27 protein-coding genes are annotated in these 24,529 nt (G+C 55.8%); 12 read left to right on the plus strand and 15 right to left on the minus strand.

The features are described from left to right. Positions 1-299: 299 nt before the first annotated feature. Positions 300-506 (minus strand): cold-shock protein, encoded by a 207-nt coding sequence (locus ACR0MQ_RS00005; protein ID WP_010439113.1) that lies wholly within the window; start codon positions 504-506, stop codon positions 300-302. A 214-nt stretch (positions 507-720) separates the two neighbouring features. On the opposite strand from ACR0MQ_RS00005, the gene ACR0MQ_RS00010 reads away from it, so the two are divergent. Together ACR0MQ_RS00010 and ACR0MQ_RS00015 are read left to right on the plus strand one after the other, a co-directional pair. After that, positions 721-1,038 (plus strand): ArsC/Spx/MgsR family protein, encoded by a 318-nt coding sequence (locus ACR0MQ_RS00010; protein WP_480603642.1) that lies wholly within the window; start codon positions 721-723, stop codon positions 1,036-1,038. A 42-nt stretch (positions 1,039-1,080) separates the two neighbouring features. Beyond that, positions 1,081-1,449, plus strand: coding sequence for a hypothetical protein (locus tag ACR0MQ_RS00015; protein ID WP_170770290.1), 369 nt, complete (start codon positions 1,081-1,083; stop codon positions 1,447-1,449). Position 1,450: 1 nt separating this feature from the next. Here the strand turns inward: ACR0MQ_RS00015 and ACR0MQ_RS00020 are convergent, their stop codons facing one another. From ACR0MQ_RS00020 to thrS, 5 genes are all read right to left on the minus strand, one after another. Continuing rightward, complete coding sequence (locus tag ACR0MQ_RS00020) at positions 1,451-1,969, minus strand: DoxX family membrane protein (RefSeq protein ID WP_170770292.1); 519 nt, start codon at positions 1,967-1,969, stop codon at positions 1,451-1,453. After that, entirely contained in the window at positions 1,966-2,727 is a 762-nt protein-coding gene (locus ACR0MQ_RS00025; protein ID WP_480603645.1) for an HvfC/BufC family peptide modification chaperone, read from the minus strand. Before ACR0MQ_RS00025 ends, ACR0MQ_RS00020 begins: the two co-directional genes overlap by 4 nt. Continuing rightward, positions 2,724-3,581: an MNIO family bufferin maturase gene (gene bufB / locus ACR0MQ_RS00030; protein ID WP_170538927.1), complete on the minus strand. Its 858-nt coding sequence runs from the start codon at positions 3,579-3,581 to the stop codon at positions 2,724-2,726. Before bufB ends, ACR0MQ_RS00025 begins: the two co-directional genes overlap by 4 nt. A 71-nt stretch (positions 3,582-3,652) precedes the next feature. After that, positions 3,653-3,955: a BufA1 family periplasmic bufferin-type metallophore gene (locus ACR0MQ_RS00035; RefSeq protein WP_010439128.1), complete on the minus strand. Its 303-nt coding sequence runs from the start codon at positions 3,953-3,955 to the stop codon at positions 3,653-3,655. Between the two features lie 222 nt (positions 3,956-4,177). After that, the gene (thrS, locus tag ACR0MQ_RS00040; RefSeq protein WP_170770296.1) at positions 4,178-6,136 is read right to left on the minus strand and encodes a threonine--tRNA ligase; all 1,959 of its coding nucleotides are present in this window, start codon (positions 6,134-6,136) and stop codon (positions 4,178-4,180) included. A 216-nt stretch (positions 6,137-6,352) separates the two neighbouring features. Between thrS and ACR0MQ_RS00045 the strand changes: the two genes are divergently transcribed. The 5 genes from ACR0MQ_RS00045 (at position 6,353) to ACR0MQ_RS00065 (ending at position 9,939) form a co-directional block, all read left to right on the plus strand. Further along, positions 6,353-7,102, plus strand: coding sequence for an alpha/beta fold hydrolase (locus ACR0MQ_RS00045; RefSeq protein ID WP_170770298.1), 750 nt, complete (start codon positions 6,353-6,355; stop codon positions 7,100-7,102). Then, on the plus strand, positions 7,102-8,094 hold the full coding sequence (locus ACR0MQ_RS00050; protein WP_170770300.1) for an alpha/beta fold hydrolase: 993 nt from the start codon (positions 7,102-7,104) through the stop codon (positions 8,092-8,094). The genes ACR0MQ_RS00045 and ACR0MQ_RS00050 overlap by 1 nt, the downstream gene beginning before the upstream one ends. Continuing rightward, the gene (locus ACR0MQ_RS00055) at positions 8,094-8,519 is read left to right on the plus strand and encodes a VOC family protein (protein WP_170770302.1); all 426 of its coding nucleotides are present in this window, start codon (positions 8,094-8,096) and stop codon (positions 8,517-8,519) included. The genes ACR0MQ_RS00050 and ACR0MQ_RS00055 overlap by 1 nt, the downstream gene beginning before the upstream one ends. 20 nt (positions 8,520-8,539) lie before the next feature. Continuing rightward, positions 8,540-9,154 carry a hypothetical protein gene (locus tag ACR0MQ_RS00060; RefSeq protein ID WP_480606135.1) on the plus strand — a complete coding sequence of 205 codons (615 nt, stop codon included), beginning with the start codon at positions 8,540-8,542 and terminating at the stop codon, positions 9,152-9,154. A 107-nt stretch (positions 9,155-9,261) separates the two neighbouring features. Further along, entirely contained in the window at positions 9,262-9,939 is a 678-nt protein-coding gene (locus ACR0MQ_RS00065; RefSeq protein ID WP_170770304.1) for an alpha/beta fold hydrolase, read from the plus strand. Here the strand turns inward: ACR0MQ_RS00065 and ACR0MQ_RS00070 are convergent. Beyond that, entirely contained in the window at positions 9,936-10,520 is a 585-nt protein-coding gene (locus tag ACR0MQ_RS00070; RefSeq protein ID WP_170770306.1) for a DUF6151 family protein, read from the minus strand. The two genes, ACR0MQ_RS00065 and ACR0MQ_RS00070, sit on opposite strands and share 4 nt — an antisense overlap. After that, positions 10,517-11,788 (minus strand): polyhydroxyalkanoate depolymerase, encoded by a 1,272-nt coding sequence (phaZ, locus tag ACR0MQ_RS00075; protein WP_170770307.1) that lies wholly within the window; start codon positions 11,786-11,788, stop codon positions 10,517-10,519. Before phaZ ends, ACR0MQ_RS00070 begins: the two co-directional genes overlap by 4 nt. A gap of 111 nt (positions 11,789-11,899) precedes the next feature. Between phaZ and ACR0MQ_RS00080 the strand changes: the two genes are divergently transcribed. The 4 genes from ACR0MQ_RS00080 to ACR0MQ_RS00095 all read left to right on the plus strand — a co-directional run bounded on the left by ACR0MQ_RS00080 (position 11,900) and on the right by ACR0MQ_RS00095 (position 15,742). Continuing rightward, positions 11,900-13,702, plus strand: coding sequence for a class I poly(R)-hydroxyalkanoic acid synthase (locus ACR0MQ_RS00080; protein ID WP_170770309.1), 1,803 nt, complete (start codon positions 11,900-11,902; stop codon positions 13,700-13,702). A 132-nt stretch (positions 13,703-13,834) separates the two neighbouring features. Then, entirely contained in the window at positions 13,835-14,281 is a 447-nt protein-coding gene (locus ACR0MQ_RS00085) for a phasin family protein (protein WP_029621740.1), read from the plus strand. A gap of 136 nt (positions 14,282-14,417) precedes the next feature. Continuing rightward, positions 14,418-14,972: a polyhydroxyalkanoate synthesis repressor PhaR gene (gene phaR / locus ACR0MQ_RS00090; RefSeq protein WP_170538939.1), complete on the plus strand. Its 555-nt coding sequence runs from the start codon at positions 14,418-14,420 to the stop codon at positions 14,970-14,972. Between the two features lie 8 nt (positions 14,973-14,980). Then, a complete protein-coding gene (locus tag ACR0MQ_RS00095; RefSeq protein WP_170770311.1) occupies positions 14,981-15,742 on the plus strand; it encodes a trypsin-like serine protease in 762 nt (253 codons plus the stop codon). A 2-nt stretch (positions 15,743-15,744) separates the two neighbouring features. Here ACR0MQ_RS00095 and ACR0MQ_RS00100 read toward each other — a convergent pair whose 3' ends face one another. From ACR0MQ_RS00100 to ACR0MQ_RS00120, 5 genes are all read right to left on the minus strand, one after another. After that, positions 15,745-16,944 carry a DegT/DnrJ/EryC1/StrS family aminotransferase gene (locus ACR0MQ_RS00100; RefSeq protein ID WP_480603651.1) on the minus strand — a complete coding sequence of 400 codons (1,200 nt, stop codon included), beginning with the start codon at positions 16,942-16,944 and terminating at the stop codon, positions 15,745-15,747. A gap of 112 nt (positions 16,945-17,056) precedes the next feature. Further along, a complete protein-coding gene (locus tag ACR0MQ_RS00105) occupies positions 17,057-18,361 on the minus strand; it encodes an NAD(P)/FAD-dependent oxidoreductase (RefSeq protein ID WP_170469160.1) in 1,305 nt (434 codons plus the stop codon). Positions 18,362-18,373: 12 nt separating this feature from the next. Beyond that, on the minus strand, positions 18,374-19,732 hold the full coding sequence (locus ACR0MQ_RS00110; RefSeq protein ID WP_010439152.1) for a glutamine synthetase family protein: 1,359 nt from the start codon (positions 19,730-19,732) through the stop codon (positions 18,374-18,376). Then, a complete protein-coding gene (locus ACR0MQ_RS00115) occupies positions 19,732-20,412 on the minus strand; it encodes a type 1 glutamine amidotransferase (RefSeq protein WP_170770315.1) in 681 nt (226 codons plus the stop codon). The genes ACR0MQ_RS00110 and ACR0MQ_RS00115 overlap by 1 nt, the downstream gene beginning before the upstream one ends. A 58-nt stretch (positions 20,413-20,470) precedes the next feature. Next, positions 20,471-21,790, minus strand: coding sequence for a glutamine synthetase family protein (locus tag ACR0MQ_RS00120; RefSeq protein WP_480603655.1), 1,320 nt, complete (start codon positions 21,788-21,790; stop codon positions 20,471-20,473). Between the two features lie 211 nt (positions 21,791-22,001). Between ACR0MQ_RS00120 and ACR0MQ_RS00125 the strand changes: the two genes are divergently transcribed. After that, positions 22,002-22,811 carry a M90 family metallopeptidase gene (locus tag ACR0MQ_RS00125; protein ID WP_480603658.1) on the plus strand — a complete coding sequence of 270 codons (810 nt, stop codon included), beginning with the start codon at positions 22,002-22,004 and terminating at the stop codon, positions 22,809-22,811. On the opposite strand, the gene ACR0MQ_RS00130 is transcribed toward ACR0MQ_RS00125, so the two are convergent. Together ACR0MQ_RS00130 and ACR0MQ_RS00135 are read right to left on the minus strand one after the other, a co-directional pair. Beyond that, positions 22,808-23,614 carry an ABC transporter permease gene (locus tag ACR0MQ_RS00130; RefSeq protein ID WP_010439160.1) on the minus strand — a complete coding sequence of 269 codons (807 nt, stop codon included), beginning with the start codon at positions 23,612-23,614 and terminating at the stop codon, positions 22,808-22,810. The two genes, ACR0MQ_RS00125 and ACR0MQ_RS00130, sit on opposite strands and share 4 nt — an antisense overlap. After that, positions 23,611-24,498: an ABC transporter permease gene (locus ACR0MQ_RS00135; RefSeq protein WP_029621742.1), complete on the minus strand. Its 888-nt coding sequence runs from the start codon at positions 24,496-24,498 to the stop codon at positions 23,611-23,613. Before ACR0MQ_RS00135 ends, ACR0MQ_RS00130 begins: the two co-directional genes overlap by 4 nt. Between the last annotated feature and the right edge of the window lie 31 nt (positions 24,499-24,529).

Here is a 24,529-nt window from a genome sequence, read left to right on the forward strand (position 1 = left end):
GATATGACAGATGCCCAAAGGTATTCCTCTCGGCTATCGCTCTAGCAGCTACCGTGCTGTTCTGGCTGTAAATCAATGAGTCTGGAGCCTAAGCGGTGAGACCGTTACTCAGGAAAATTCAGGCATGACAGCGCGAGAGTGGCGCGAGTTCGAAGGCGTTATCCGCGAAAGCTGAATAGTCAGGAAAAAAGAAAATAGCGCGTCCCGAGGTGGGCGCGTTTATTAGGGGTAGCTAACGGTTAACGGCCGGAAATTGGCCGCCAACCTTATTTGTCTTTCCCGCCGGGGCGGGGCTTGCCTTACAGCGGCTTCAAATCAGACGCCATCTGTCGGCCATCACGTCCGTCTTCCAGCTCGTACGAGACCTTCTGATTGTCAGCGAGTCCGGTCAGGCCGGATCGTTCTACGGCCGAGATATGTACAAACACATCTTTGCCACCCTCATCGGGCGCAATAAAACCATAGCCTTTGGTTGTATTAAACCATTTCACGGTGCCAGTTGGCATTTCCCGTGTCTCCTTCTACTTACACGTTGTCCCACAAATTGGTGGGGGTAGTGGTTGGCAATACCGCAACACATCACTGTTCGCCCACACGATACAGCCCGGGTCGCGTGTTTCGCCTTTTTCAACATTGCACGGTGAAGTAAAAAATCAAGAATAACTGGGCCATACCAATGGAATTGCCCGATTTTGCAGCGAAGACAGGATCAATCAAACTATGCGGCTCTATGGATTGAAGAATTGCGACACATGTCGCAAGGCATTGAAATCGCTTTCGAATGCGGAGTTTGTCGACGTGCGGGGGCAAGGTGTTCCCGAAAATATCCTGTCGGAGGCGTATGAGACTTTCGGCAAAGCCTTGCTCAATACGCGATCAACTGCCTGGCGCGGATTGGATGAGGATACACGAAATCGGCCGGCGCTTGAGCTGTTGGTTGATCATCCGACCTTGATGAAGCGCCCATTGATCGAGACTGATGGCCGGATGTATTTGGGCTGGACGCCTGAAACGCGTCAGGCCCTTGGTCTTACCTAATCAATTGCCTATGTGACATGGGCAACAAGCGGAGACCTGTGAATGCGAAACGCTGCCATGATACTGGGTGTGATTGCCGGGCTAATCGGAATGGTCGTCGGATTTTTCGGCTATGGATTTGTGGAACTGATCGACCAATTTGGTGAGATCGAAGGGATTGCCGAGCAGGTCGATAACCCGGAACTGATCCAGACCGCTTCGATTGTGGCACCGCTATTGGCGATAGTGGGTGGAGCGATGGCCCATTCACGTGCTCTGGTCGCGGGCATATTACTACTTATTTCTGCGGCGGGCATGTACTACGCCTTTGGCTTTGGCGTCTTTACGATGTTCCCAATAGCCTTTGCCGGAGCAGCAGGAATGCTTGGGCTCGCGGCTGGAAAACCGGACGAGCCCAAGGCGCATTTCTAAGTCATTTCAGGCGCAGCAGCCGATCCAGCGAAAGCGGGCCTGCACCGTTGATGACAATCACTAGCAGCAGGAATGTCCACATCACGCGCTGATCCATCAGCGTGATTGCGTTGTCAAACAAGCCACCTAGTTTGACACCATGTCCGGTAACATCGGTGAGGGTCTGCACCCAGACAAATCCAATCATGCCAAGTGCGGCAAGACGGGTTAGGAGGCCGATCAGCAGCAGTACAGGCAATACAAACTCAGCCACGGTTCCAAAGAAGATGACAATCCGCTGGAAGAAAGTCATCTGGCTGACGTCATACAGGACGGCTTCGGCTGCCTTGGGGAAGATTTGCCCAAATGCCCCGGCGGATGGCGAAAAGATTGAGCCGTCAATCTTCAGTGTTGCCGAGTTCCAATAATAAACGAACAGGACAGCGATAAAGACGACCCGAGCGAGGGTAGGCGTCAGCCAGCCGGACGTGTTCGCCACTTTGTCCATCGTGTCATTGTAGGTTGAGATCAGGGCAGTCATGTGTCCAGCCTTTCGATAGTCACAGAAGTTATTGCACCGCCCTGCAAAAGCAGTGCCAGAGTGGTTCCAAGGTCAAATTCGGGCGTTTCCGCGACAGTGGCTTCAAATGCTTCGCCGATGCTTTGCCCGTTTCGAATGCGTGCGATCCATGCCGCGCCGCCCTGTGGCAGCGGTTGCGGGGCAGGATCGTATTCGGGACGTGTAATCAGTACATCCTGAGCACCCGCTTCAGGTTTCGGGGCGTCGTCTTCAGTGTTGAACAACCAGATCGCGTGAACAGGCCATTCAGACCTTAAAACAGTTGCCGCAGCGGCGAGGGTCAGCTTGGCGCGCATCAAGTCTTCTGGTGGAACGTTCAGAGCCTCAGGGTCAATGGGCTGACAATCGGCAGCGTGATAGGCCCGCCGCAACGCCAGCTCCAGCCGCGCTACATCTGGCAGGTATCCCAGATGCGACAATTGCTCCATGCCTTCCAAAAAGGCAGGGAATTCATCACCGTAAAACATCATAAGTGGTGAGGTAGGCGGGTGCTGGCGCAGGAAAATCCCGGCAAGCCCATCCATGTTCTGTGATCCCAGCAACTTGGAAATGACTGGAAACGCCTGATGCATTGCCTCGGTCAATGAAACGGCGACATTGTTGCGATACACGCTGAAACGACTTCCCGCCGCGTTTGCTTGCGCGTCCAGCAATCCATCCGGAACCGACTTGTTGGCGTCCAGCAAAGCGTCATGGAATGTGGTCTGAGACACGTTCATGCCGGAATCTTGTCCAACGCAGATTGGGCACGTTCGGCCTCGGCCCTCAGGATTGGCCAGTCAGGTACGTCGGTATCCCATTCAATCAGCACCGGCTTCGGTCCCGATTTTTCCAAAACGTAGTCCAGCAATGCCCAGACAGGATCAACCACCTCGCGCCCGTGGCTATCGATCAGCAAGGGGTGGCCATGATCGTCTTCGTCTTCGTCGTGACCGCCCAAGTGAATCTCACCCACCTGATCCAGCGGGTAGGCGTCGATATAGCCCTGAGGCGAGAAATCCAGATTAGTGGCAGAAACAAAGACGTTGTTCACATCCAACAGCAAACCACATCCGGTACGGCGCGTTATTTCGCGCAGGAAATCAGGCTCGGACCAGGTGCTTTCTTCGAAAGCCAAATAGCTGGAAGGATTTTCCAACAGCATTTGCCGTCCAACGACCCCTTGCACCTGATCAATATGATCGCAAACGCGGGTCAGAGTGGTATCGGTATAGGGCAGCGGCAGCAGATCATTCAGGAAGTGACTGTCATGAGTTGACCATGCCAGATGTTCGGAGAAGCTTGCTGGGTTCAGCCAACCAACCAAGTGTTTCAGGCGTGCGAGGTGATCTAGGTCCAGCGGTGTTTCACCGCCAATTGAGAGGCCAACGCCGTGAACGGATATGGGGAATTGTTCGGATAGATGGCGCAATTGTGCCAAAGGACGTCCGCCATCGCCCATATAGTTTTCAGCATGAATCTCAAGCCATTCTACTGGCTTCGCATGCTCAAGGATTTGCGAGAAATGCTGCGGTTTGTATCCGACGCCTGGGGCGGCGGGCAATCGATTTGATCTGAGAGCATTGTCTAACATGTGCAAATCCCTTGATCATCACAGAAAGGGCGGGCGATGGTGCCCGCCCTTTCCGGTTCATTCGGGCAGACTTATGCAGGCAGATCGCGTTCCAGCGGCTCGAGCGAGCCTTTGCGGTCCGCACCATCTGCTGTTTTTGGCAGCTCAATGTCCGCGCAGGTGCCTGCGTCAACCAGAGTCCATGCATTACCCTGATAATCTACAGTTGACGTGCCCGCGCAGGTCGTACCGGGACCAGCCGCGCAGTCGTTTTGACCGGCCAGCGAAACGCCATAGCATTTCTCTTTGGCCTGAGCGGTCGCCGTTGTTGCAGCGCCGGAAACGGCGGCGGCAACTGCGCTTGCGATAACCAGTGTTTTTGCGGTGTTCGACATCTCGGATTTTCCTTTTGCTGACTTTACGTGTCTGCTTGTGACAATGACAAAGGTAGTAGCTTGATGCTCAGAGTTGAATTCACGAGCCCGTGTCTCACAACCCCGTCAAAGACCGTCATGGCCCCTTGAAGGTTAACAAACTGTTTTTGAAATGAAAAATGGTATTTGTTTCAATCCGGCCCTAAAATCAGGGCCGGATTTTCGGCAATTTGGCACCGAATGTTACAGCAGATCTGGCGGCGTTGCGGCCTGACCCAGCTCTTTTGTTACAGATTCAAGCGACTGAACTTGTGTCTGTTTTTCACCGAGACGGCGGACACTGACCGTGCGCTCATCAACTTCGCGGTGACCGACGGCCAGAATGATTGGGACTTTGCCAACCGAATGCTCGCGGACCTTGTAGTTGATTTTCTCGTTACGAATATCAGCTTCGGCCCGAACACCAGCAGCGCGCAAGGCTTCAACCACTTCGGCTACATACGCATCAGCATCGGACGTGATCGAGGCGACCACGACCTGACGCGGGGCCAGCCAGAAGGGCAGTTTGCCTGCGTGTTCTTCAATCAAGATGCCGATAAACCGCTCGAAAGAACCCAGTGTCGCGCGGTGCAGCATGACCGGACGGTGTTTGCCGCCATCGGCGCCGATATATGTGGCGTCCAGACGCTCTGGGAGAACAAAGTCTACCTGATGGGTGCCGCACTGCCAGTCCCGACCAATCGCATCGGTCAGAACGAACTCCAGTTTCGGGCCATAGAACGCCCCTTCACCTGGGTTGAGTTCCGGTTCGATCCCTGCGGCACGGGTCGCACTGAGCAGGGCGGCCTCAGCCTTGTCCCATACCTCGTCGGAGCCAGACCGCTTTTCGGGGCGATCCGAGAACTTGACCGAGAAGTTTTCGAACCCGAGGTCTTTGTAGATCTCGGACAGGAACCGAATGAACTCGGCGGTTTCAGATTCGATCTGGTCTTCGGTGCAGAAGATGTGCCCGTCATCCTGGGTAAAGCCGCGTACGCGCATGATACCGTGCAGAGCACCCGAGGGTTCGTACCGATTGCACGATCCGAATTCGGCCATACGCAAAGGCAAATCGCGATAGGATTTCAGGCCTTGATTGAATATCTGCACGTGACAGGGGCAGTTCATCGGTTTCAGGGCGTTAATAGCCTTTTCCCGCGCATGTTCCTCGTCGACTTCGACGATGAACATGTTTTCCTGATATTTGTCCCAGTGACCCGAGGCTTCCCACAGCTTGCGGTCGACAACCTGAGGCGTGTTAACCTCGACATAACCGCCCTTGCGCTGCTGACGGCGCATATAGTCCTGAAGTTGGGTGTAGACGGTCCAACCATTGGGGTGCCAGAAAATCTGCCCCGGAGCTTCTTCTTGCATGTGGAACAGGTCCATCTCGCGGCCCAGTTTGCGGTGGTCGCGCTTGGCCGCTTCTTCCAGCATGTGCATGTGAGCTTTGAGCTTTTCCTTGCCAGTAAAGGCCACGCCATAGATGCGTTGAAGCATGGCGCGGTCGCTGTCGCCGCGCCAGTAGGCACCGGCGATGGACATCAGTTTGAACGCATCACCCGGCAGTTGACCAGTGTGCTGCAAGTGTGGGCCACGGCAGAGATCCTGCCAGTGGCCGTGCCAATACATGCGCAGCGGCTCATCACCCGGGATGGATTCGATCAGCTCAACTTTATAGGGCTCATTGTTGGCCTTGTAGAACTCGATCGCGCGGTCACGGTCCCAAACCTCGGTGGTCACCGGATCACGCTTGTTGATGATCTCTTTCATCTTTTTCTCGATTAGGCCGAGATCTTCGGGCGTAAACGGCTCCTCGCGGTCAAAGTCATAGTACCAGCCGTTTTCGATGACGGGGCCGATGGTGACTTTGGTAGCGGGCCAAATCTCCTGCACGGCGCGCGCCATGACATGCGCCAGATCGTGGCGGATCAGCTCATTGGCTTGCGCCTCGTCCTTCATGGTGTGAATGGCGATTTGCGCGTCGGCTTCGATGGGCCATTGCAAGTCCCAATGCTGGCCGTTCACCGTGGCAGAGATGGCTTTTTTGGCCAGCGAGGTCGAGATGCCGGCAGCGACCTGAGCGGGCGTGACGCCTGCATCGAAGGATCGGGAATTGCCATCGGGAAAGGTAAGGGAGACTGACTGTGAGTCCAAGGCCATATCGGCTCTCCTCGTCGGTTTGACGCCCACTGAACGCCCGGTTGCGGGTTATGTGTGTTCGGCTCATGTGGCAGGTGGGGATGCGCGTGTCAAGGGTGGGAACGAGGGGCGCTGCCCCTCGCGCACCCCGGGATATTTTTGGCCGGATGAAAAGGGATCGGGGAATTGCGAAGCGCGTGATGACGTGCATGATGCGGGAAAAGAAAAGAGGATTTCATGGCAGAGACGAAATTTCTTGAGACAGCGCAGGGGCGACGGCTGGCTTATCACAAGTCTGAAGGAACGGGGCCAACCATCGTTTTTCTGGGCGGATTGAAATCGGACATGGAAGGCACCAAGGCTGTGCATCTTGAGGCATGGGCCAAGGCGCGAGGGCAGTCTTTCTTACGCTTCGATTATTCGGGGCATGGTGAAAGTTCCGGTGAGTTTACCGACGGGTGCATTGGGGACTGGCACGAGGATACGTTAGCTGCAATCTCTCGGTTGACCGCGGGCCCGTTGATTATTGTGGGATCATCCATGGGCGGATGGCAGGCGTTGTTGCTTGCGCGGGTCATGCCCGAGCGGATTGCGGGTATGGTAACGATCGCTGCAGCACCGGATTTTACCGAGGACGGGTACTGGGCTTCTTTTTCAGATCAGCAGAAATCTGATCTGGAGATCGTTGGGCATGTTGAGCTGCCTTCGGACTATATGGAGCCCTACGTCATTACCAAGCGGATGATTGAAGATGGGCGGCAGCGTCTGGTTTTGCGTACGCCACTTGAATTGCCCTTTCCGGTGCGTTTCCTGCAGGGAACGGCAGATACCGCAGTAACCACCGAAACAGCAGTAGGCTTGCTTAACCACGCGTCGGGTCAAGACATGCAGTTACTGCTAGTCAAAGACGCGGATCACCGATTCTCGGACGGACCGTGCCTTGGTTTGATCGAGCAGGCCGTTCGGGGTGTAATAGGAGGCACCTGATGCAGCGCTTTGGCTGGATTTTGGGGCGTCTGCTGCTGGGATTGGCCCTGATTGGTGGGCTGGTCTACGTATTTGGGCCCCGTGAGCCGGTAGACCTGCATCCCCGTTTCGATCCACGCAAATTTGGTGAAGGCGTTCAGGTCTATTTTGAAAGCATCGAAACTGCCTATGACGACATCGTGCCGGGCGTTGAAAGGCGTGTGATCTGGCAGGATGGGTTTTACGAGCAGCGAACACCGTATGCGGTACTTTATATCCATGGGTTCTCGGCCTCGTCAGAAGAGATCAGGCCGGTGCCCGATCGAGTTGCCGAGGCGCTGGGCGCCAACCTTGTTTATACCCGGCTTCAAGGGCATGGGCGTGATGGTGAAGCGATGATCGAAGGGACGGCCTCGGGCTGGATGCGAGATGCGGCCGAGGGGTTGGCAGCAGCCCGGGCAGTCGGAGAGCAGGTAGTTGTAATCTCGACATCTACTGGCGGAACTCTGGCGGCAGCTGCTGCGCTGGATACCGAACTGAGTGCGGATGTGGCCGCGTTGATTTTTTTCTCACCGAACTTCGGAGTGAACATTGCTGCGGCCTGGGTGCCAACATTGCCATGGGCGCGAGATTGGTTGCCTCTTTTGATGGGGGCCGAGCGGGATGTATCCAGTTCTGATGCTGAAAAGAATAGGTATTGGACAACTATCTACCCATGGGAGGCAGTTGTGCCGATGTCTGTCATCGTAGATGCAGTCCATGGGTTGGACTTTTCAGGTGCACGGATCCCCGCGCTATTCTGGTTCTCGGATGACGATCAAGTCGTGCGGCCGGACAGAACGCATGAGGTGGCAAAGGCATGGGGAGGCCCGGCCTCGGTTGCATTGGTGACCATGGGCCCCGGGGATGATCCAGCCTCGCACGTTGTGGCGGGGCGGTTGATGTCGCCCGGTCAGACTGATGCAACGGTCTCAGGTATGTTGGAGTGGCTATCGGAGCAGGGGATTCAGTGATGGAGCAACGTGTAAGTCTGATCACGATCGGCGTGGAAGACTTGGAAACAGCCGCAGTTTTCTATGAGAAACTGGGCTGGCAACGTGTTGAAAGTCCCGATGGGGTGATTGCGTTTGATCTGATCGGGCAAACGCTGGGCCTCTATCCACTTGCCGCTCTGGCTGACGAAATGGGAGTGGACGTCGCAACTCTGGGACGTGGTGCGATGACGTTAAGCCATAATTGCCGTGCGAAAGATGACGTGGCGGCGCTGATTGACCAGGCGGAACGTGCCGGAGCGGAGGTGCTCAAGCCCGCATCGGACGTCTTCTGGGGCGGACATCACGGGTATTTTCGCGCTCCGGACCAGACGATCTGGGAAATTGCGTTCAACCCCTTCTCGACCTTGGCAGCGGACGGTTCCTTTCGCTGGAACGGGTACTGATCGTGCGTCGGCCGGGCAGCATGTGGAGCCTCGAGAACCTGGGTCGTGTGCGCCTTTCCCGGCATTTTTTCATGCGTGATTTCCTCTATTCCGAAATTGGAAACTTTCACGAGTTGCAGAACATACCTGACAACCCCGATCTTGCGATCGAAACGGGGCGCGCGTTTTGTGAAACACTGATGGACCCACTGGAAGAGACTTTTGGGCGGGTTGCTGTACGCTCGGGCTATCGTTCGCGGTCCTTGAACCGGTTCGGGAACGAGAACAGGTTGAACTGCGCCCGCAATGACAATCCATTAGAGTGCCACATCTGGGACTGGGGTGAAGGCGACGCGCGTGTCGCGGGTGCTTCGGTCGTTATACCATGGTTTGCCGACCGGTATGAGCAAGGGCGCGATTGGCGGGATCTTGCGTGGTGGATGCACGACCATCTGGATTACTCTGAGATCTGGTTCTTTCCGAAACTCTGTGCATTCAATCTGGTGTGGCGGCCCAAGCCTGTAAGGCGGATCGACAGCTATATTGCGCCGCGTGGCTGCTTGTTGCGGGCCGGGGCCGATCCGGAAGAAACGCTGGCACAAAGGCAAGCGCGGTACGCGGATTTTCCGCCATTCAGAGCGATCAATTATCCCTGAAGTTTTGCTTGCCCGCCACTGGCAAACTTCTCATCTTGTAACAAAACAATAAACAACGAGCGGAGGGTGCCAGGGCGATCGAGCCATTGGTTTTGCAGCCCGGATTGATGTGTGACGCGCGGTTGTTTCAGGCGCAGATCACAGCGATGTCGCATGATCGTGCGGTCACGGTTGCACCAATCACCGGTGGTAAGCGGATAGAGGAGATCGCGTCGGGTCTGCTGGATCAGCCACCGCATCGGTTCGCATTGTGCGGGTTTGGCCTGGGTGGAGGCATCGCGCTTGAAATTGTGCGATGCGCGCCCGAGCGGGTGACACGATTATGTCTGATCACGGCAGAGGTGCAGGCGGACACGCCTCAGATCGCTGCAGACCGCGAAGAATTGATCATAGGGGCGCAGGCGGGACGGTTGGACGACGTCATACGCAGAGTGGTCGGTTCAGACATGCTGGCCCCAGGACCGAAACGAATTCCGATTCTCGATGATGTATTGCAGATGCCCGGGGCGTTGGGGCCGGAAGTGTTTGTGCGACAGATGCGAATGTTGCAGCGGCGTCCGGATCAGCAAGGCACGTTGCGACGGATCAAGACGCCGACCGTGATCATGTGCGGTGCTCATGATGCCGAAAACACGGCGCAGAAACACACTTTCATGGCAGATCTCATTCCGGATGCGGTGCTGCATGTAATTGATGGAGCTGGACATTTCCCAACACTGGAAGCTCCTAACACAGTAACTGAATCGCTGCTGGACTGGATTCAAACTCCGCTACGGCTGACCTAGTCGTAGAAAGCTGCTCGTTCTTCTTTTGTTAAAATGGTCGGTGGAGCAACGGGGGTGCCCGTCTCGGAATCGAAAAACGGTGTTTTCTTCCAGCTTCCCGACAGGCGCGATTTTAGAACCCGCTTCAGCAATCCCATGGCCGCATAGCGAATTTTTTCATGAGATTGTTTGCCATCAGGCCCGGGCACAAATCCGCGTGTGGTAACGGGACCAAGACTGTTGCTGTCGAGGATGCGTTTCACAATAACCCCCGCGAATGGAAATTTGGGGGTCAATGGCGTTGTTGCCAATGGCGCGTTGCAGCATTTGGCATACCACCGCAACATGCCCTTGGGACTAAGCTGCATCACAGCCAAGTGCTCGGCTCCTCGGTTAATCCCGATTTCTTCCGGGGCCATCTGAAAAATATCGACAGGGCCGGGGGCCGGGTCTGGCTGTTTGAAATACAGTTGAGCTGCGCGACAATCATGGCAGAAGCAGACGACATGGGTGCCTGATTTGACGCCGCGCTCTGTGATGCGGCCAGAAAGCGCGCCGCAGTCGCAGCTGAAGGAGAGTTCCTTAGCTGCGGTGCCGCTCAGGCCACTTTGTTGCGATTGGCGGCGCGACGGCGTGGCTTACGGCTATTTTCATTCATGAAATCAATCACAAGCGGGCGGATGTTGTCACGCCAACTGCGGCCCGCGAAAATACCATAATGGCCAGCGCCAGGTTCGACATGGCTGGCTTTTTTGCTGTCCGGCAGGCCGGTGCACAAATCAAGCGCTGCAATGCACTGACCAGGTGCCGAGATATCGTCATTCGCGCCTTCAACCGATTTCACGGCGACATCGGTAATCTTGCCGATATCCACCTTGTGTCCGGCGACAACAAATTCGTTCCTCGCAATCTCGCGGTTCTTAAAGACCCGTTCGACGGTTGAAAGGTAGAACTCGGCCGTCATGTCCATCACGGCAAGATATTCATCATAGAACCGGTTGTGGGCATCGTGATCCGAAGCTTCATCCCGGATCACCCGCTGGATTTGGTCCGAAAACGCCTTGCTGTGACGCTCGGCATTCATCGACATGAACGAGGCAAGTTGCAGCAGGCCGGGATAGACCATGCGACCGACCCCTTTGTATTTGAAACCAACGCGCTGGATCATGGTTTCTTCCAGTTGGCCCATTGTTACGCGGCGACCAAAATCCGTGACCTCGGTTGGTGTCGCATCGGGATCGACCGGCCCTCCGATTAGGGTCAGTGTACTGGGCTGCGCTTTTGGTTCGACTTCGGCCAGATAGGCCGTTGCCGCCAATGTCAGAGGGGCGGGCTGGCAAACAGCGACAACATGTGTGTCGGGCCCGAGCTCTTTCATAAAATCGACAAGGTAGAGGGTGTAATCCTCAACATCGAATTTGCCTTCGGACACGGGGATATCGCGCGCATTATGCCAATCAGTGATGTAAACTTCACAATTGACCAACAAGCTTTTGACGGTCGAGCGCAGCAGCGTTGCATAATGGCCCGACATGGGTGCCACCAGCAGAACTTTGCGAGGCTGCTCTTCGCGCCCGTTGACGCGGAAGTGGATCAGATCGCCGAACGGGCGCTCAATCACTGTTGTGACATCGACCAAATGGTCCTTGCCATCTTCGCAGGTGAAGGTGCGAATACCCCAATCGGGTTTGACGATCATACGTTGGAATGTTCGCTCGGTTACTTCACCCCAAGCTGCCATCCAGTTGAAGGCCGGATTGGGTGTCATCGAAAACAGGGGGTAGGACGCCATCGCGCTTGCGGTTGCACCAAGCCATTGGTTGGTGTTACGCATGGTTTCCATCAGGTCGTAAGTCATCATGTAGCGCATCGAATGTGCCTCCTGAGTATCAGCCTGAGAATTCGGACCATTCGCCGCTTTGCCCCCCGACGCCTACGACGTTATTCTGCACAGCAGCGAGACTAGGGGGGAATTGTTAAAATGACAACTACCGACGACCAGACGCCAGAATTGACTGAAGAACATATTGAACGACTTAAAGAAAATATGGGCAAAGTCGAAGAATTGTCCAAACGCCTCGTCGAAGTCATGGCGGGAAAAACGCCGCATACCCCTGCGTTAGACGGCCCGAATCAAGAGCTTTTTGCAAAAGCAGCAACAGCCTATTGGGCTGATGTTATGCAAAACCCTTCAAAGCTGCTGGAACAACAGATCGAGTATTGGGGAAAGTCAGTACTCAACTTTGCCGAAGCGCAGAAAGCGATGACTTCTGGCGAAAGCGAAGAGCCGGACGCCCCAGTCAAAGATAAGCGGTTTTCCAACCCGATGTGGGACACCAACCCCTATTTCCGCTTGATCCGCCAGCAATACCAGACCAATGCTGATGCGATCGCTCAGGCTGTCGCATCTGTTGATGACCTAGACACCAAAGACAAACAGCGCCTGCGTTATTTCTCGCAACAGATCATCGATATGATGGCACCGACCAATTTTCTGGCCACCAACCCCGATGCCCTGGAGAAAGCCGTCGAGACTGAAGGTCAATCATTAATACAAGGGCTTGAAAACCTCGTATCCGATCTTGAGGCCAATGACGGCGAGATGGTTGTTCGGCTCGCCGACGAAAGCGCCTTTGAGATCGGTGGCAATATCGCGACAACGCCCGGAGACGTCGTTTACCGCAACCGGATGATGGAACTGATCCAATATAAACCGGTGACCGAGACGGTGCATGAAACCCCGATCGTGCTGTTCCCGCCCTGGATCAACAAGTTCTATATCCTCGACCTGAAGGCCCAGAACAGCCTGATCAAATGGGTGACCGAGCAGGGCTATACCCTGTTTGTGGTCAGCTGGGTGAATGCCGATAGCTCGCACGCCGATATCGGGATGGAGGACTATATTCAGGAAGGGTTCCTGACTGCCATCGAAGAGGTGAAGAAAATCTGCAAGGTCAAGCAGGTCAATGCAGTTGGGTATTGCATTGCTGGAACGACACTCAGCCTAACCCTTTCGCTGATGAAGCAGCGTGGCGACAAATCTGTCAAATCGGCTACCTTCTTCACAACCTTGACGGACTTTGGAGAGCAGGGTGAATTTACGCCGTTCCTGCAAAACGATTTCGTAGATGGGATCGAAGATCAGGTTTCAAAAGACGGGGTGCTGAAGGCCTGGATCATTGGCCGGACGATGTCTTTCCTGCGTTCACGGGATCTGATCTACACACCGGCGATCCGCAGCTACATGATGGGAGAGACGCCGCCCGCCTTCGATCTGCTTTACTGGAACGGGGATGGGGCCAATCTGCCAGGTAAGATGGCGATCCAGTATCTGCGCGGTTTATGTCAGGGCAACGGTTTGGTGACGGATGGGTTCGAATTGCTGGGGCATAAACTGCATATCAAAGATGTGGATGTGCCTCTGATGGCGATTACCTGTGAAACAGACCATATCGCGGCCTGGAAAGACTGCTATCGCGGTGTGCAGCAGATGGGTTCGAAATCAAAATCCTTTGTCGTGTCTGAATCCGGTCATATCGCAGGCATCGTCAATCCGCCCAGTAAGAAGAAATACGGCCACTATACCAACCCTGATCTTAAAGCGGATGCTGAGACTTGGCTGAAGGAGGCTGATTTCCATGAAGGTTCGTGGTGGCCGATGTGGGAAGCGTGGTTGAAGAAGCGGTCAGGTAAGCAGGTTCCTGCACGCGATACCGGCGATTCGAACCATCCCCGCCTTTGTCCAGCTCCGGGGACCTATGTTTTGGTCAAGGCAAACCGCTGATATCATTATGAAACTCAAAAATTGCTGCATCGCAGCAAGAAAAAACTTGCAATGCTGCGATGCAGCAATCATATTGCCTTCAAGCTGATGAGAACCGGGGTGGGCCCGGAACGGCTAGAAGGATTTAGGACAATGGCAAAGACCCAAGACTTTACCGCGACCCTGAAAGACATGATGGGCGCGTTCCCGGTTGACACAACCGCTCTGGAAGACGCATTCAAATCGACCGCTTCGCTGAACGAAAAGCTGTCGGGTGTTGCTCTGGACGCAGCTGAAAAATCGGCTGAAATCTCGAACAAATGGACCAAAGAAACTCTGGCCAAACTGACCGAGATGTCGAAAGCAAAAACCGAGCCTGCAGATTACGCAAAAGCCGCAACCGACTTCGCAAGCGCGTCGGCTGAAGTTGCTGCTGAAAACCTGGCTGCTTTCGCTGAGATTGCGAAAAAAGTTCAGACCGAAACCGTTGAGCTGCTGATGGCGGCTGGCAAAGACGCTGCAGAAGATGCAACCGCAGCTGTCAAAAAAGCCACCAACGAGGTGACTGCTGCAGCAAAGAAAGCAGCAACTGCAAAGTAAGATAAGACTGCGACTTAGCACCCATTCCTCCCAAATGGTGCAATCGCTGCGGGCAGGTCGCTTGACCTGCCCTTTCTTTTTGTTCTGCAGTCGCATAACCTCTGCTGCAACGCATCATCCTTGGGGAGGGTACAGGGTGTCGGAACAAGAAAAACCTCTGCTGATCAAGCGTTATGCCAGCCGTCGGCTGTATAACACTGAGACCAGCGATTATGTGACGCTTGAAGATATCGCGGGCTTCATCCGCGACGGGCGCGAAGTGCAGATTATTGACCTGAAAACCGGCGATGACCTGACCCGGCAATATCTGCTGCAAATCATTGCTGAACATGAAAGCCGTGGCGAGAATGTACTGCCGGTTAACGTCCTGAATGATCTGGTCCGTAGCTACATGGTGCCGGGCGGGGGTATGATGCCACAATTCTTGCAGAGCTCGTTCGAGATGCTGCGCGAAAGCCAGTCCAAGATGATGGAAAACATGAATGCGATGAACCCGATGTCACAGATGCCGGGTTTCGACGCGATGCAGGCGCAGCAAAAGGCTTTCCTGAAGGCCATGACCGGGGGGCTGGCTGGTAATTGGTCCAGCCCCGAACAAGAGGCTGAGGCACCGTCCGAGCCGAAAGAAGATCTGGACGACATCAAGAAGCAGCTTGCCGATTTGCAGCAGAAGCTTTCAAAGCTGAGCTGATTTTACCGATGCGCTGGCTGTTTGTGCTGTGCGCGTTGCTTTGGGCATTCCAGACTGCAGCACAAGGGCAGTTCACGTCGATCTGGGAACCTGTCTGCACATTAGGACAGGATTCCGCTGCGGGCTGCGATGATATCCGCGCGCGCGAAATTCTGGACGCTTCGACTGAACCTTGGCGCGCGATAGGGCGCGTCAATTTTGCCAGTCGTAGCCAACGCTCGCACTGCACGGGTGTTCTTGTCGCTGAACATTTGGTTCTGACCGCAGCGCATTGTCTGTTCAACACTGCCCGTCAGCGCTGGATCCCTCCTGGCAGCATCCGCTTTGCATCGGGTTATCAACGCGGTAAGGCCATTGCTGTTTCATCCGTCGCTGCCTACCGACTTGATGCAGAGCAGGGTGTTGGAGGTCGTTTCAACAATCGCGCTGATTTGGATTGGGCCGTATTGGAGCTGGACCAACCGATTGGAGCTCAGTTGGGCTTTTTCCCAATTTCCCAGACAGCTGAGAGGGGCGGTTCGGTCGTAGGGTATCCCGGATTGCGCCCGCATGTGCTGAGTCAAACGGGCTCATGTGCCCCAAACCCGTCAGGTGATGGGCTTTTCCATGGGATTTGCCCGGTCATGATGGGAGATTCTGGTGCACCGTTCCTCGTGCAAACCGATGCGGGCCTCGCCGTTGCAGGAATACTATCGCGTATTGCACCAACCCCCGATGGGATTGATGCATTGTTTCTGTCAATACAGGAGTTTGATCTGGGCAGGCGTTAGAGTTAGGTTCCATAAACCGGCATCGGACCAACAACTTCACCAATCGAGGCCAGTAGGATGTCGGCAATGACGTCCAGCTCTTCGCGTGTCAGGCGCACAGGCAGGCGCACATCACAGGCCTTCATCAACATCGCGCGGGTCTGCGGCAGATCAAACTGCTCGGGCAGGAATTGCCAGTTCCAGAAGGCGCGGGCATTGTCCTGACTCATGCCAAACACCTGCACTTTGACGCCACGCGCTTCGGAAGCAGCGGCGAAGGCGCGAATTTCTTCGTCGTTAAGGTCAACTAGATTGAACTGGATTGAATCCGGTGCGCGCTGCTCGGGTGCAAGCGGGGCAGGGACATTGATATAGGGTGAGGTGTTCAGGCGATCGGCCACGTAGTCATGGTTCGCCAGGCCGTCCCGCACGCGGCGCGCCAGTTCGGGAAGCTGAGGACGGATCACTGCGGCGCTGAGGTTGCTCATGCGCAGATTGTACAGTGGCAACCGGTTCTGCCAGCGGGCAAAGGCCTGTTCCAGCTCGGGCGAACCTGAGTGCTTTTTCCAGTTATGCTCGTACGCACCCGACATGATGACCGCCTGAGCAACCAGATCAGCATCATCGCTGACCAGAATGCCACCTTCACCGGCGTTGATCATCTTGTAGGATTGGAACGAGAAGCAGCCGACCTTGCCGATGGTGCCAATACTGCGCCCATGCCATGTGGTACCCAATGAGTGGGCTGCATCTTCGATCACCGGGATATCGCGTGCGTCACACAGCTCCATGATGGCGTCCATATCCGAAGTATGACCGCGCATGTGGCTAATGATCACCGCCTGCACGCTGTCGAGCTTGGCGGCGAAGTCGGCCATATCGACGCGATAATTGTCGCCGACTTCGCACAGAACCGGAATGCAATCCGCGTGCACGATTGAAGACGGCACGGCCGCAAAGGTAAATCCGGGAATCAGAACCCGCGCATCGCGGGGTAAGCCCAACGCTTTGAGCGACAGAAATAGCGCTGCGGAACAGGACGAAACAGCGAGCGCGTATTTCGTGCCGAGTAGTTCTGCGAACTCTGTTTCCAGCAGGGCGACAGGCGCATCCTGCGGTGCGGTATAGCGGAACAGATCGCCTGACTTCATCAGGGCGTCAATGGCGTCTCTTGCGGCTGCGGGGATAGGTTCGGCTTCATGAACGTTGGGTACAAGCGTCATATTTGGATTTCCCGAATTTTATCTTTGGGAAATATAAATTCGATGCACAGACAAGCCAAGTCCCAATTCGCATCGTCAGCGAGATTTCACCAATTCGTCGTATGGAATGTGTTCAGATACCCAGCCTGTCGCGCATCGCGTACCAAGTCATCGCCAAGATCAACAGGGGCGTTCGCAATGCGGGTCCACCAGGGAATGGCAGCGCAGGAACGCGGGCCATGGTATCGAATCCCTCAGCCTGTCCCTGAATAGCCAGTGCCATTAGTTGCCCCGCATGGGTCGCAGTGCCAACGCCGTGACCGGAATAACCCGAGGCGGACAGAATATTCGGTGCGATCCGGGCGAGGTAGGGCATACGCCGCATGGTGATACCGAGGGTTCCACCCCAAGCATAGTCAATCTTGACGTCTCGCAGATGCGGGTAAATCTCGGTCATCGGTTTGCGCACCTTGGCGGCGATGTCCTCGGGGAAACGATAACCATAGCTTTCGCCACCCCCAAACAGTAGCCTTCCATCTGCGCTTAACCGGAAGTAGTTCACCACGAATTTCGTGTCAGCAACGGCGATATCCTTGGCCAATACCTTTTGCGTCTCAGCGCCCAGTGGTTCGGTTGCCGCGATAAAATTGTTGATGGGCATCACGCGCGATGCAACTTGTCGGTTCAGATCGCCGAGATATCCGTTGCAGGCCAGAATAACCTGATCTGCGGTGATCTTGCCTTTTTCCGTGCGCACAGTCACGCGAGCGCCCTGATCGATGCCAAGAACCTCGGTGTCTTCATGCAGTCGTAACCCCGCTCCGACCGCGGCGCGCGCAAGGCCAAGCGCATAGTTCAACGGATGCAAATGCGCCGCACCATTGTCCAGATACCCACCCGCATAGGCAGGTGAGGGACAAAGCCCGCGCGCAGCATCGGCATCCAGGGCGTCGATTTGGTCGTATTTGTATCTGCCCGACAGATGCGCCGCGTGATCATGTAGCTCAGCGCGCTCCGAGTCGTTGAAGCCAAGAACCGCAATTCCTGGCTTCAGATCGCAGTCGATCTGATGCTTTGAGATCAGTGATTTGACCAGATCCTTTGCATCTTCGGCCAGATCCCAAAGCTTTAAGGCGTCGTCATCGCCAACGAGCCGCTCAAGATCCTCCTGGTCCATCCGCTGTGCGCTGCCCAGTTGGCCTCCGTTGCGACCCGAAGCGCCAAAGCCCGCGCGGTGAGCTTCGAGCAGGACAACATCGAACCCGGCCTCAGCTAAATGCAAAGCGGCCGAAAGGCCGGTATATCCGCCCCCGACAATGCAGACGTCCGCGGTGTGGTCGCCTACAAGTGCCGGATAGCGGTCGAATGGATGCGCAGTCGCGGCGTACCAGCTCGGCGGGTACTCCGCCTTGCGATCATTGGAATACAGCAGGTTCATCGCGTCGTTGCCTTAGACGTTCATCAGCAGATGCTCGCGTTCCCATGGGGAAATGACCTGCAAGAACTCTTCGTACTCAGCACGCTTGACGATGCCGTAGACGCGGGCGAATTCAGGACCCAGAACTTCGTGCAGGGCGGTGGCTTCATCAAACAAGTCCAGGGCTTCACCCATGATCTGAGGGATATCGCCGTCGCCTTCATAGGCGTCACCGTAGAATTGGCGGCGTGGGCGTTCTTGCTGAGTCAGCCCCAAATAGCCGCAGGCCAGTGACAATGCGATGCCCAGATAAGGGTTGCAGTCCATGCCTGCGATGCGATTCTCGACCCGTCGCGCCTCGGGGCCGGACAGAGGTACGCGAATGCCGGTTGTGCGGTTGTCGCGCGCCCACTCCAGATTGATCGGAGCCGCGTGGTCTTTGACGTAGCGGCGATAAGAATTCACATACGGCGCCATCACCGCAAGCCCTGCGGGCAGGTGGTTTTGCAAGCCGGCGATGAAGTTGTAGAAGGCGTCCGTTTCTCCGCCCTGAGGGCCCGAGAAAATATTTTGACCCGATTCCATGTCGATAATCGAGTGATGGATGTGCATGGCCGAGCCCGGCTCATCTTCGATCGGTTTCGCCATGAACGTCGCAAAGCAGTTGTGACGCAGCGCGGCTTCGCGGATCAGACGTTTGAAGTAGAATACCTCATCGGCCAGTTTTACAGGATCGCCATGACGCAGATTGATCTCTAATTGACCGGCCCCGCCTTCTTGCGTGATCCCGTCGATTTCAAACCCCTGAAACTCGGCAAAGTCGTAGATGTCGTCGATCACCGGCCCGAATTCATCGACCGCCGTCATCGAATAGGCCTGCCGCGCCGCCGCCGGACGGCCCGAGCGGCCCATCATCGGCTTGATCCCTTGCGCAGGGTCTACATTCGGCGCGACAAGGAAAAATTCCATCTCAGGGGCGACAACCGGCTTCCAACCCTTGTCATGGTACATCTTCACAACGCGTTTAAGCACATTGCGCGGGCTGAAGGGGATCGGTTCCCCATCCCGGTCGAACGCGTCGTGAATCACCTGCAACGTCCAGTCACCCGTCCAGGGTGCAGCCGACGCAGTTGAGAAATCAGGCTTCAGGATCATGTCGCGTTCAATGAAACCATCTTCACCTGCGGCTTCGCCCCAATCCCCAGTAATAGTTTGGTAGAAAATACTGTCGGGTAGGTGAAAATAGGATTGCTTTGCGAATTTCGACGCCGGGACCGCCTTGCCGCGGGCGATGCCGGGCAGGTCAGAGATGATGCATTCAACCTCATCCAGCCGTTTGCCTTCGAAATAGGTGCGCGCCGCTTCAGGCAGCTGATCTGTCCAGTCGGCCATCAGGCCCTCGCTTTCTTTAGGAATTCTGCCATGTGGCGACCGATTTTGGCATTGTCATCCGGGGCATCATGCCGGTTCGCGGCCTCCTGCATCAACGCATCAGGAACCACGCCTTTGCCTCGGGTCTCCATCAAGCCCTGAATGAAGTCATTTCCATATTCAGGATGGGCCTGCACGGTCCAGATCGTATCGCCATAAGTGACCATGGCGTTTTGGCAAAAGTCATTCGTGCCAGTGACCACAGCACCTTCGGGCAGTTGGGTCACCTGATCCTGATGCCATGCGTTCAGGGTGACGGTTTGATCGCCAAAACGATAATCGGTGCGTCCAATGGCCCAACCATCTTTGAACTTTTCCACTTTTCCACCAAGGGCTTGCGCGATGATCTGGTGACCAAAGCAGACACCGATCAGCGGGTTTCCGGTTTTCTGAATGTCCCGGATCAATTGCTCGAGTGGTGGTATCCACGGGTGATCTTCGTAAGCACCATGGCGTGAGCCCGTGATGACCCATCCATCCGCCTGATGTGCGTCCTCAGGAAACTCGCCATCGACGACTGCGTATGTCTGGAATTCGAAGCCGTTGCCGCCCAGCAATGCACGAAACATTCCATCATATTCCCCGAATTGATCATACAATTCGTCGGGTGGGTGGCCGGTTACAAGGATGCCGATTTTCATAGTTCACCAAATTTGATCAAATTTATTCTAGCGGAGCAGAACGAGGCGGGCAAGAGGCTCATACGCTCTCAAGATAGCTAAGCCAGTGGCTTTCTGGGGGCCGCTCTGCGAAGCGCGCGATTTCCTGACGTTTTGTCATCGCCATGTTGCGGATCAGGTCAGCAGGGAAGATGCGCGCAACCAACGGGTCTGTCTCAAATGCGGAAATTGCCGAGGACCAGTCGGGAGCAAGCTGCGGAAGGTCTGCAACCTCATAAGCATTTCCGGATATCGGAGCAGGGGGCTCTAAGCCGTCTTCGATACCAAGCAGCGCGGCACCTAACACGGCGGCCAGCATGAGATAGGGGTTGATGTCTCCCCCAGCGACGCGATGTTCGATCCGTCGGGCGGCAGGGGCACCGCCCGGAATGCGCAGGGCGGCTGTGCGGTTCTCATAGGCCCAGCTTGCCCCGGTGGGGGCGTGCGCGTTGGGTACAAGCCGTGTGTAAGAGTTTCCGTGCGGCGCGAAGATCAGGGTTGAGCCGGGCATTGCGGCCAGACATCCCGCAACCGCTGAGCGCAGCAATTCGGTGCCTTCGGGCCCCCCGTCGTCAAAGATATTTTGGCCATCAGCGTCTATAACCGAGAAGTGCACATGCATCCCGTTGCCAGCATCCTCGGCGTAAGGCTTGGCCATGAAGGTCGCAGTGAATCCGTGTTTCCGTGCAAGACCCCGCGTCAAGCCTTTGAAAAGCCACGTATCATCGGCGCAGCGCAAGGCGTCCTGATGATTCAGGTTGATCTCAAATTGGCCAATCCCGCTCTCAGAAATGGCGGTTTGGGCCGGGATGCCCATTGCGGTGCAGCCATCATAGAGATCGGTGAAAAACGCATCAAAGGCATCCATCTCGGCCATCGACAGAACGGCCTCGTCCTGCAGCCTGCGACCGGTGACCGGGTTGATAGGAGCTTGCGGTTGGTCGCCTGAAGCGTCGAGCAGAGTGAATTCCAGCTCAGTGGCGGCAACAACCGACCAGCCTCGTTCTGCATAGCGGTCCAGTACTGAAGATAGCGCGTGCCGGGGATCGCCTGCAAAGGGTGTACCATCATCGTGATAGAGACACATGGGCACCAGAGCCGTGGCTGTGTCGAGCCAGGGCACCGGCACTGGGCCACGCCCCGTCGGACGCAGGACGCCATCGGCATCTCCGCTTTCGAAGACCAGCGGGCTGCCATCAATATCGGCTCCCCAAAGATCGACATTGAGCGCTGAGAACGGCATTCGAACAGCCCCCTTATCCAGCTTGGTGGCATAGGAGGGCGGCACGCGTTTGCCGCGCATCTGTCCGTTCAGGTCACAGGCGGCGACGCGAAATGTGTGCAGGGCGCTCAGGTCCATTGGGGGCTCCGTGGTCTTGTCACGAGAGGTTTAAATCAGGATTAGGGCCTTGTCACTAAATTTGATCAAATTATGAGTCAACGCTTTTTGCGATAAGGGCCGAAGCTGGAAATCTTCCAACTTGTACAGGGATCAAAACCGCTTTCTTCCGAGTTGTACAACATTCAGGCACCTGATTGTGCCTGGCGCGGTGATCCCTATAGTCTCGGGTATGTTCATCCTTCTTACTATTGCGTTACTGGTCGCAGGCGGGATCGGCTATTACCTCTGGTCCAAAAAGCAGGCCCGCGCGGCACTGCTGGCGACCCATCTGACCTCGCATCAGGGTGACATCATCGAACAACAGGTGCCCATCATCCGGCGGCTACCCGCCTCATTGCGCAGCCACCTGGATGGCAAAGTGAATCTGTTTCTGGATCAGGTCAGCTTTTATGGCTGCGACGGGCTGGAAGTGACCGAAGAGATGGAGCTGTCGATTGCGGCGCAGGCCTGTCTTCTCGTGATCAACAGCGATCTTTGGTATGACAATCTGACGACCATTCTGATCTATCCCAATGCGTTCAAGTCAAAGCAGCAGCGACGCTCGGGTTATGTAGTCTCGGAGAAAGAGATCGTACGAACCGGAGAAAGCTGGGATCGCGGGCCGGTCATTTTGTCATGGGCACACAGCCGGCAGGGCGCGCTGGATGATCGCGATGGGCAGAATGTGGTGCTACATGAATTTGCGCATCAGATTGATGATCTGTCCGGAGGTACGAATGGTGTGCCGATCCTGAGCGAAGGGCAGAGTTTTGCCGAATGGGAAAAGGTTTTCCTGACCGCCTATGACGCGCATGTCCACGCTGTTGAGAGCGGGCGGCGTACGGTAATCGACCCCTATGGTGCGACGGGGCATGAAGAGTTCTTTGCGGTCTCGGTCGAAGTATTCTTCGAGCGCCCCCGTGCGTTGAAGCACGAGGTGCCAGAAGTCTACGAGCAGCTTTCGAAACTGTTCCGACTCAATCCAGTGGACTGGGCTTAGCGGGCAAGGTTCAGGCGGAACCGCATCTTTGCTTTTCGCTCGGCTGGCAGGTGGCGGTTCAGGCGTTTGTTGATCATGCCAAACCCCCAAACGATCACCAGCGTCAACAGGATGAAATAGAATGCCAGAATCGGGTAGGGGATGAACGGGTTGAACGTCTTGTCCGCGAAATAGCTGGCGTAGTACAGCGCATCGCCCCTTTGCTGCCAGGCCGGGAAGGCCGAGAAGAAGACCAGCGTAGTTGCGTGGAACAGAAAGATCGCCTCGTTCGTATAGGCGGGCCATGCCAGCCGCAGCATGGTGGGCCAGACGATGCGGCGGAACCGGGACCAGCCCGACATGCCGTAGGCATCTGCCGCTTCGATGTCTCCCTTGGGGATCGAGCGTAGGGCGCCATAAAAGATCTCGCCCGAATAGGCGGCTGTGTTCAGGAACAGCACAATCAGGGCGCCCAGCCAAGCCGAGGTCAGAGCGTCGAACATCGGGTAAGTTTTCTTCAGCGACAGGAAGAAGAAATACGCAAAGAAGAACTGAATGAAGAGCGGCGAGCCACGGAACAGGAAGATGAACCACTCGGACGGTTTGCGCAGCCATTTGTTGGTGGACGCTTTTCCAACGGCCAGTGCCGTGGCCAGAAAGAACCCGGTCGCCAGCGCCATCGCACCGAAATAGACGTTCCAGATCATGCCCGAGCCGATCAGGGTGAACTGCTCACACAATGTGAAATCGGTCTTGGGCAGAAGGCGTTCACCGAAGCCAAGCGAACGGAGGCCATAATCCTGTATGGTCTGGATGCAGCTCATGCGGTGGTCTCCTTACGCAGAAGCTCGCCGCCTGATGTGGCCTGACCGTGGGACAGGCGACGCATCAGTTTTTCAAGCCCGAGTTCGGAGAAACGCGTCATGCCAAGGTAGAAGATCAGCAATCCAAGGAAGTACCACATGCGCCAATCGCCATGGGGGTACTGCGTGAATTTCGAAGTTTTTGTGCCGCCCAATTCGCGGGCCCAATAGACGATATCTTCGACCCCCAGCAGGAACAGCAGGGGGGTCGCCTTGATCAACACCATCCAAAGGTTGGACAGACCGGGCAGGGCATAGACCCACATTTGAGGAACAAGGATTTTCCAGAATGTCTGGCGTCGGGTCATGCCGTAGGCTTCTGCCGTTTCCAGCTGAGCATGCGGCACGGCGCGCATGCCTCCGAACAGGACATTGGCGGCGAATGCGCCGAACACGATGGAAAATGTGATGACCGCGAGGAAAAAGCCGTAGGTTTCGTGCACCCATTCAGGGGCGCTGCCCAGTGGCAGTTTGGCGGCCTGGCAGACCAGGAAATCGTTGCCCTGACGGATCGGATCGGTCCAGTCGGGGCAGAGAATCTTGTGTCTTACCCACTCAAAACCTTGATCCAGAGCGATCACGAAGAACATGAAAAAAGCAATATCGGGCACGCCGCGTACGATCGCGATATACCCTTTGCCCAACCAGCTAACCGGCGGGATATGCGAGCGCGCTGCCATGGCTCCGACAAAGCCAAAACCCAATGCAACCGGGGCGGTGACCGCCAGCAAGGCCAGCACCTTGAGGAATGAGGCGTAGAACGACCAGTGGACGCCGTTGGTCAGGTAGCATGAGAACCAACGGAATGTACCCAGCGTATCGGGATCGGAGCAGTACGAGAAAATGGCGGGCCTCTTAGACTGGCAAGGGCGCTGT

The sequence above is a fragment of the Ruegeria sp. AN6 genome (assembly GCF_056540425.1).